Annotated in this window: 7 protein-coding genes; 2 read left to right on the top strand and 5 right to left on the bottom strand. The window is 36.1% G+C overall.

Translation table 11 applies throughout. The annotated features are described in order from the left end of the window. Positions 1-186: 186 nt before the first annotated feature. The 3 genes from ACN6NB_RS19445 to ACN6NB_RS19455 form a co-directional block, all read right to left on the bottom strand. On the bottom strand, positions 187-1,452 hold the full coding sequence (locus tag ACN6NB_RS19445; protein ID WP_472594126.1) for a response regulator aspartate phosphatase: 1,266 nt from the start codon (positions 1,450-1,452) through the stop codon (positions 187-189). A gap of 768 nt (positions 1,453-2,220) precedes the next feature. Then, complete coding sequence (locus tag ACN6NB_RS19450) at positions 2,221-2,901, bottom strand: hypothetical protein (RefSeq protein ID WP_197198152.1); 681 nt, start codon at positions 2,899-2,901, stop codon at positions 2,221-2,223. A 118-nt stretch (positions 2,902-3,019) separates the two neighbouring features. Next, complete coding sequence (locus ACN6NB_RS19455; protein WP_197198151.1) at positions 3,020-3,652, bottom strand: helix-turn-helix domain-containing protein; 633 nt, start codon at positions 3,650-3,652, stop codon at positions 3,020-3,022. 324 nt (positions 3,653-3,976) lie between these two features. Here ACN6NB_RS19455 and ACN6NB_RS19460 point away from each other — a divergent pair, with 324 nt between their 5' ends. Next, a complete protein-coding gene (locus ACN6NB_RS19460) occupies positions 3,977-4,489 on the top strand; it encodes a DUF3967 domain-containing protein (protein ID WP_197198150.1) in 513 nt (170 codons plus the stop codon). A gap of 345 nt (positions 4,490-4,834) precedes the next feature. On the opposite strand, the gene ACN6NB_RS19465 is transcribed toward ACN6NB_RS19460, so the two are convergent. Continuing rightward, positions 4,835-5,329 (bottom strand): hypothetical protein, encoded by a 495-nt coding sequence (locus ACN6NB_RS19465; RefSeq protein WP_024024777.1) that lies wholly within the window; start codon positions 5,327-5,329, stop codon positions 4,835-4,837. Positions 5,330-5,399: 70 nt separating this feature from the next. Here ACN6NB_RS19465 and ACN6NB_RS19470 point away from each other — a divergent pair, with 70 nt between their 5' ends. Then, the gene (locus ACN6NB_RS19470; protein WP_024024776.1) at positions 5,400-5,960 is read left to right on the top strand and encodes a hypothetical protein; all 561 of its coding nucleotides are present in this window, start codon (positions 5,400-5,402) and stop codon (positions 5,958-5,960) included. A gap of 30 nt (positions 5,961-5,990) precedes the next feature. Here ACN6NB_RS19470 and ACN6NB_RS19475 read toward each other — a convergent pair whose 3' ends face one another. Beyond that, positions 5,991-7,013: a protein rep gene (locus tag ACN6NB_RS19475; protein WP_024024775.1), complete on the bottom strand. Its 1,023-nt coding sequence runs from the start codon at positions 7,011-7,013 to the stop codon at positions 5,991-5,993. Between the last annotated feature and the right edge of the window lie 405 nt (positions 7,014-7,418).

Here is a 7,418-nt window from a genome sequence, read left to right on the forward strand (position 1 = left end):
TCCCCGCAGGGGGAGATTTTTTTTTGATTTTTTGACCATGCTGCGCAACAAAAAAACAGACCCTAAAGGTCTGTCATGTTTCACGTTACAAATCGAATAGCCAACTCCATACTAGTCTCTGTATGATTGAGATATGAACCACCAACCAACATAGTGATAGCAAGACCAGCTAAAGCAAAGCTCTTTTTAATGCTCATACAAACAGTCGCCCCTTCGAATTTGTTTTTGGGCGTACACCATTTGCTGATACAAATATACAGAATCCTCCATACGCCCACGTTCAGTATAAAATTCTGCGGACTCTAATGCCAGTTCTTCCAAATATGGATAACCCCTAATGTCATCAAACTGCTTGAGAATATCCTTCAGATCGTCAAGACACAGTGGCTTTATATATAGACTTACAAGAAATTTGTATAAAGACTCAAATAATTCATCGGGTTCCTTTTCAAGAAATTCAATACCCTTTTGAATATACTCTTTTCCAATTTCACCGTTTCCCATTTTGAAATTAATAAGAGCCAGTTGATAAAAAATAGCTCGCATATGAACATGACTTTTCAAATAAATTTGAGCTTCCTCAAAATAATCTAATGCTATTTGATACTTCTCTAAGCTAGAGTAACAGTTACCCAAATTGATTAAACTCATACCAATCATGAGTTCATCCTTAATCGCATGTGACTTCTCTAATGCTTTCTCTAAATGAGGGAGTGACTTTTCAGCACTATTAAGATCAACATAATTTCCTGAAACAACAAAGCGAGACTGAATTTCTCGGACAAGATATGTCGGGTGTACCTTATATGTATCAAGAGCCAACATGATGTAATACATAGACATTTGAGTTTGCTTCATGTGATAGAAAATCTCTGCCATCTTGAAATAAAACTCTGCTCTTTCAACTTCATCTGCGACCCGGTCTAAACGCTTTTCTGCTTGTCTATAAAAAGTAATCGCAGTAATATAATCACCTTGCGAGAACTCAAACATCCCTCTGAAAAAATTAAAGTAGTATTCCAAGATTCCAGTAAACTTTCGTCCCTGCCCTTCCACTGAACGCAGGTACTCCGCTTTGTTTACTTTCCTTGCTCCTAGATTCATGTATTCAAGCATTTGTTCGTGGCGAAATTCCATAAGCTGAAAATAAAGAACAGCTTGCTCATCTTCTTCCATCATATCCAATTCTTCTCTTATCTCGCTCCGAAGCATTTCAGCATCTGTCACATTAAGTTTTTTTATATGTCGATACCACTCATTTATCTTTTGACCGATCACCGCTGCTGAAATAGTTTCCATTCCATCAATCCCCCGATCTCTGTCCCTTTTTATGTTAAATCCTAGCATATGAAATACGGGTGTAACCCGCTTGCGTTTCCAATTATGCAAATTTTCGGCATCTCGCAAACGAATTTTCAAATGGATTACAGCAGACAAAACGAAAAAACGCATTTAAATCCCCTATAAGCGTTTTTGACGCATCCTCCTATTTCAATTACCTGTACAAAAATAAAAGCGCTCAGAATCGAATCTGAACGCTCTCAACGGCATTTTTGAATTACAACCTCGGTATTTTTATAAGTTTAATCATTCAAATAAATCTTTGTCACAAACTCAAAACGAGTCAATCCATTGCTATGACTAGCCTTAATTTGCTTTTTTCTTCCGTAGTACCCCCCTGTTAGAGTGGGGGGGTTCCCGTTTGGCTCTCAGTGCTCGCTTTTCGTTGCCACTCGACGACTGTCGTCGTCTTCCGCTGCGCACTTTCGCCAAACAAAACAGACGCACAAATATTTCTTTAATCGTATCATTTTTGATACTTTCATGCCAACGGTACAATGCCCTGGCATTCTGCTTTGAACGGAAAGAAAACCCACCGCACCTATTTAGGTGCATAAGTGGGCACTGGTTCTCCAGTGACTCTTTTCGGGCTCTGCCCAAACCCGCCAACGGTCTGCCCGTTGGATCGCAAATATTCAAACCCCCTACCCCCGATCTTCGGGGGATGCCCCTTCGGCTGGCGCAAACAAACGGGGTTTGTTTGAATCAATAGGCTTTGGGTGTAGTGAATGAGTCAACTCCTTAATGCTCACTTTCGTTCCGCTTACCGTTGACTCATGCCTTATGTTCTTCTTTTACATCAGATTTAAGACTAAAAAAAAGACCCTGTAAAAAACAGAGTCAGTAAAAATTCAAAAACAAACCTCTTTTTTAAGTGTTTTATTCAATAACAGTTTTTACTGGTGGAATTCCCCAATCAAGATAGAAAGCTACACCTTTACCCTGAGTCATAGCTCCAGTTATTTTCAATGCAAGATCTGCAAAAAAGGCTCCACCTAAAACTGCAGTACTTATTCCAGCCACAGTGCCTAATGGTCCTGCTAAAGCTGATGAAACTGCTGTCCAAGCAGCCATTAATGCAGCTGGACCTGATTGCGCTGCAACGGTTAAAACAGCAAATGTTCCAGATTTCAAAGCAGTATTAGATAAATAACCTGCTCTATAACTAGAAGTTTTAGCTACTTGGTTACTTTTTAATATGCTTTCTTTTGAAGCAGAATAATTATATGTACCATCAAGTATAGCTTTGAAATCTTTAAGTTGTGTTTTTGTAAAATCATATTTATTCATAAGAACATCATCACTTAAATCTACACTTAATGTTTCTTGATCTTTCTTGAAATGAATATGATTCGAAACTTCCAACAACTTAGTAACAAGCTTTGTATCTACACCAGATTTCTCTAAATCACTTATGCTATTTTTTTCTGATTCTGTTAATGTTACAGCACCCTTACTTCTGTCCGACGTCTGTGCTTGTGCTACTACGGGCGAAACCAAAGATATAAGGATTACTGAAGCAACCACAAGAGACAAATAACTACGTAACTCTTTTTTCATAGTGACCTCTCCTTTACTAATGTTATAAAAATAACCAAGTAATAGTTTAACATAAATGTAAAAAGAATTCCTTTTGATCTATATTAACTATGCTGGAGAGTTTTTATAAATCTTAAATTTATTTGTCTAATGACCTTGGTTTCCTCCATGTAGGAATGAAAAACTTAATATTTTTAATAACCAAAATCACAATGCCAAAAAGTAACGTAACTAATGTATTTATACTTCTTTCAAAAGGCAACATTTCATATAAAAAATAAGAGAAAACAAATAACAGATCAAGCCATATAACTTTTTTAGAACCAGATTTTCTATTAAAGTAATCCCTTGCCCCAACAAATGTTAGAACTACTCCGGTCAAAAATAGGACACCCCACCAAATTTGTAAATACCAAATAGGAAGTTGATAAGAAGAAAGATCAAATAAAGCACCAATGTAACCTAAAAAACTAATCAGCATAAGAATTCGACCAAAGACAGCTGACATTTGCATTTTTATATCTTTTTGACTTTGTTCAATCCGAGTTTCTAAGTCTTTTTGTTCCTCAGAATATTGCTCTGGAGAAACTAATTCTTTAATATCACTATCAAATAATTCAGCCAACCTTATTAGATTATCCATTGATGGTTCTGATTGATTTGTCTCCCATTTCGATATTGCCTGCCGACTAACCCCTAATTGTTCTGCTACATATTCTTGCGATAACTTTAAGGATTTTCTTTTATTACTAATATTAGAACCTAAAGACATCATACAACACCCCATTTCCATATGATTGCTGTAATTGTATTAGTTTCACAGGTTGCACACCACCAACCACTATGCAACTATTGGTTGCAAAAGCTTGTTTTAACTAAATTCTGTGAAAGATTATTATCAAAAGGCACTTCCACTTTATGAGAGACTTTTATGAGTCTTTAAATAAATTTATAACCGTTAAAACGTTCTTGTCATATTTCTCATGATCGAATGATCGTATTCATGGACGCAACCATGATCGTGATCGTAGGAATCCATTGATATAACTAGAATAATCAATGTATGATCGTATGGTGAACGAGGTGGTGAAATTATATGGATAACCAAGAAAAATGGCACTCTATCAAATCATTAGAGAAAGAACTTCAAATCCCAGATACAACATTGCGAAGATACATTCGTCAACATGGCCATCATTTGAACATAAAGAAAAACGGAAAAAGCTATTTAGTAGCAAATGAATCCATTCCTTTGCTAAAAAAAATTCGTGGTTTATACGTAGAAGGAAAGTCCATAGAAAACATTGAGACCATCCTCACTAACGAAGGACATCCAATCACAATCACGATAGACAATCATACAGAAAGTACAGCATTGACGCTGAATGAGTCGATAGAGGACATAAGGAATACTCTCAACTCACAAATGAATGAACAAAAACAAATCATCCAATCTCTTATTCAGACAATTCACGAACAACAACACTACATTGAGGCTAAGCTTGAGGAACGCGACAAACACCTCATAGAGGCTCTCAAAGAGAATGAAGAAATGAAAAAACAGATTGCTGCATCTCAACAAAAAAAGTGGTGGCAATTTTGGAAATAGGACACCCATGACAATGGCGCACTTATACACACCCCTGTGTGCGTGCTAAAATCTCTCGATTTCCGTCAAGCGTGTAAAGAAGAAGCCGACTTAATAGCCGGCTTCTTCTGATTCTTCAAACCACAATGCAATGAACAGCAAAGTACAAATAATGAATGCTCCTAAATCCATCACATTAATTACAATCGTCATCACATTCACCTCCACAGTGAACGGATTCTATCACAAAAATATTCCTCAAAACGAAGCACTGAAAAATAAAAAAAATGCTTGCGGACACCGCAATGGAATAATAAATTTTTTATTCTAAGAATCTAATTGGGAACGTTTTATTAAACGACATTTTCAATTATTTTTATCTTGTATTTTTTTCATCATTAACCCATAGATCCTTTTTGAAACTGGATATACCAGAGCAAACAACAAATACAAAATAAATAAAAATAGAGAAACCCACAACACGCCTGTATCCCTTATAACAATATCTTGAGAGTTAAACGAATAAATTAAAACATAAAGATAAAACACAACAAACATTAACACAGCTTCAAGAGCAAAATTGAAAGGACCCTTTTTTTTCATCAAAATTTGTGAGAATACTATATCGACAACTCCAACAACTACTACTGTAAGGAAAAAAAACTTAAATAAAGCTAAAACAGAATCAAAGGTACTGGTTGTATTAATAGAAATATAGGGGAACAAAGACACGAATTTAAATACACCTAAAAATATCAAAAAAGGTGAAGAAATAATAAAGACAAACATAAGAAAAACAATTAAAATCGCAAATACATGGTCTCCAGTTGAATATTTTTCTTTTTTATTTTTTTTACTCATGTGTAACAATTCCTCTCTTTTATGGTATTATATTACTTGGTTAAAATATCAAAAAAATAGGAGGATTAAAATGAAATTTACTAAAAAAAGATTTTCTCAAAGTGTGGTAACACTTACAGCTACAGCCCTTATCATTTCAGGATTTAGTGGTTTTGCGTCATCTGCTTCAGCTGCTGAACAAGACCAAACAGTTCAACCCACAACACAAATTGCAAGTAACTCATTGCCAAACTCATTAGAGAAATATATAGAAACACATAAAACTCCTAGCACATTAGAAGATTCTAAAGCATTTATTAAATTCGCATCACAAACTCGCGAATTTAACACTTATAACCAATTAAACCAAAATGGGCAAGTACATACTAATGGTATTGTTGGTCATTCTCTTAAAGCAATAAAAGCATTTGGATGGGTATGTAGAGTCGGAGGAAAAGCTCTTAAATGGGCCATCAAACCTCTATCTCCATCAAAAGCTAAACTGGTAGACAAATATGCAAGAAAAATTGCATATGCCACAGAAAGACTGAATAGTGCATCAAAAGGCGCTCTAGTAAAAGCTTTGAAAAAAGCAGGAGTACCTTCAAAAACTGCTGATTCTCTAGCAGAAATTATCTTATGGATTGTATAAAAATAAAGCAGACAAAATTGTCTGCTTTATTTAATTAATTATGTAATTCTTAATTCCTACATGCCAATGCGCCATAACCTCGAACGTCTCATTAGCTACCTCGTCTTCATCTTCTTCAATTCTGACAAGATCCCCGTCCTCGGCGTCCGTCAAATTCAGTTCCTTATGAATCTCTTTCAAGATCCCGCCGTAGCCGATCAACCGCCTGGCATTTAACGCATCATCCAAATAATAGACCGTATCCAAATTTTCCTCGGTCACTTCATTCCCACGTATCACATCAGTGTCTTTCACTGGATACTTAGAAATCTCTAAAATAGCTTTCTGTTCTTCCATTTCTTTGCGTACTTCTTTTTCAATCGCTTCCGCATCGATTCCCTTTTTACCTTTGACCCTTTGCACATGCACAATAGGTGTGTAATCCAATTTCATTGCTCTTTTCCAAAGGCTTGTCCATTCTTTTTGATTAATATAGTTCTTACCAAAGTAATTAGTACGAACAGGTATTAACACATGAAAATGCGGATGATATGTATTTTCTTCATGATTTTTCGTAATCTCTAAAGCTCTGAAATACCCACGCACCGCAGAATCAACTTTTTTATATTTCATCAATCTATTAAAGCCTTTCATCATATCCGAAATGGTCTGTTTCAGATCATCACCCTCAACGTTTTTTACTGTCAACGTGAGAAATATCCATGCTGGCTTATATTGCCGATTGGCTTCTTCAACGATCAATTTGTTGTGATAAGCAATTTTCAATGACCTTCGCCACGCACACATAGGGCATAACCTCACTTTACAAAAATAGGCTTGATATAATCGTAGTCTGCCCGTTTCTCGATCCCTCTTAAACGCAAGACATTCCGCACAATCACATACTTTCTCTGCCTTTTTTCCGTAGTAAGGCGCACCGGTACGCTTTTCAAGTCCTTCATAGTGAGCCGCCATAAGCGACGATCTCACCTTTTTCCCCTTCCAATCCCGCTTTTTACCTGTTGCGGTTTTATCCTCGAGGATGGTATAATTCGATTCAGATGAATAAAACAAAGAAAAAACCCCTTCTGCCGCTAGTTCTCTAGCTATCTATTATTTGGTGTGGTAACTTAATAATAGCAGACGGGGTTTTTCCCTGTCAAATTACCTTCAAACCCTTGACACCACTGGATTCATATCACTTTTTGAAAATCTCAATGTTTCTATATGTATCAAGATAAGAAAAGACACGATTCTGACTCCGTCAAAATCGCCCAAAAAGCTGGCGAAACCGCCATCTTTTTAAAAGATCAAAACCCAAAAACCTAAAAGTCCAAAGACTAAACCAAATTTCCCCGCAGGGGGAGATTTTTTTTTGATTTTTTGACCATGCTGCGCAACAAAAAAACAGACCCTAAAGGTCTGTCATGTTTCACGTTACAAATCGAATAGCCAACTCCATACTAGTCTCTGTATGAT

Source organism: Bacillus sp. 11B20 (assembly GCF_056098985.1).

Bases quoted from the DNA above. Each gene is read 5' to 3' on its own strand.
- ACN6NB_RS19455 (WP_197198151.1), bottom strand. From the start codon at position 3,652: ATGTCTTTAGGTTCTAATATTAGTAATAAAAGAAAATCCTTAAAGTTA.
- ACN6NB_RS19450 (WP_197198152.1), bottom strand. From the start codon at position 2,901: ATGAAAAAAGAGTTACGTAGTTATTTGTCTCTTGTGGTTGCTTCAGTA.
- ACN6NB_RS19465 (WP_024024777.1), bottom strand. From the start codon at position 5,329: ATGAGTAAAAAAAATAAAAAAGAAAAATATTCAACTGGAGACCATGTA.
- ACN6NB_RS19470 (WP_024024776.1), top strand. From the start codon at position 5,400: ATGAAATTTACTAAAAAAAGATTTTCTCAAAGTGTGGTAACACTTACA.
- ACN6NB_RS19445 (WP_472594126.1), bottom strand. From the start codon at position 1,452: ATGCGTTTTTTCGTTTTGTCTGCTGTAATCCATTTGAAAATTCGTTTG.
- ACN6NB_RS19460 (WP_197198150.1), top strand. From the start codon at position 3,977: ATGGATAACCAAGAAAAATGGCACTCTATCAAATCATTAGAGAAAGAA.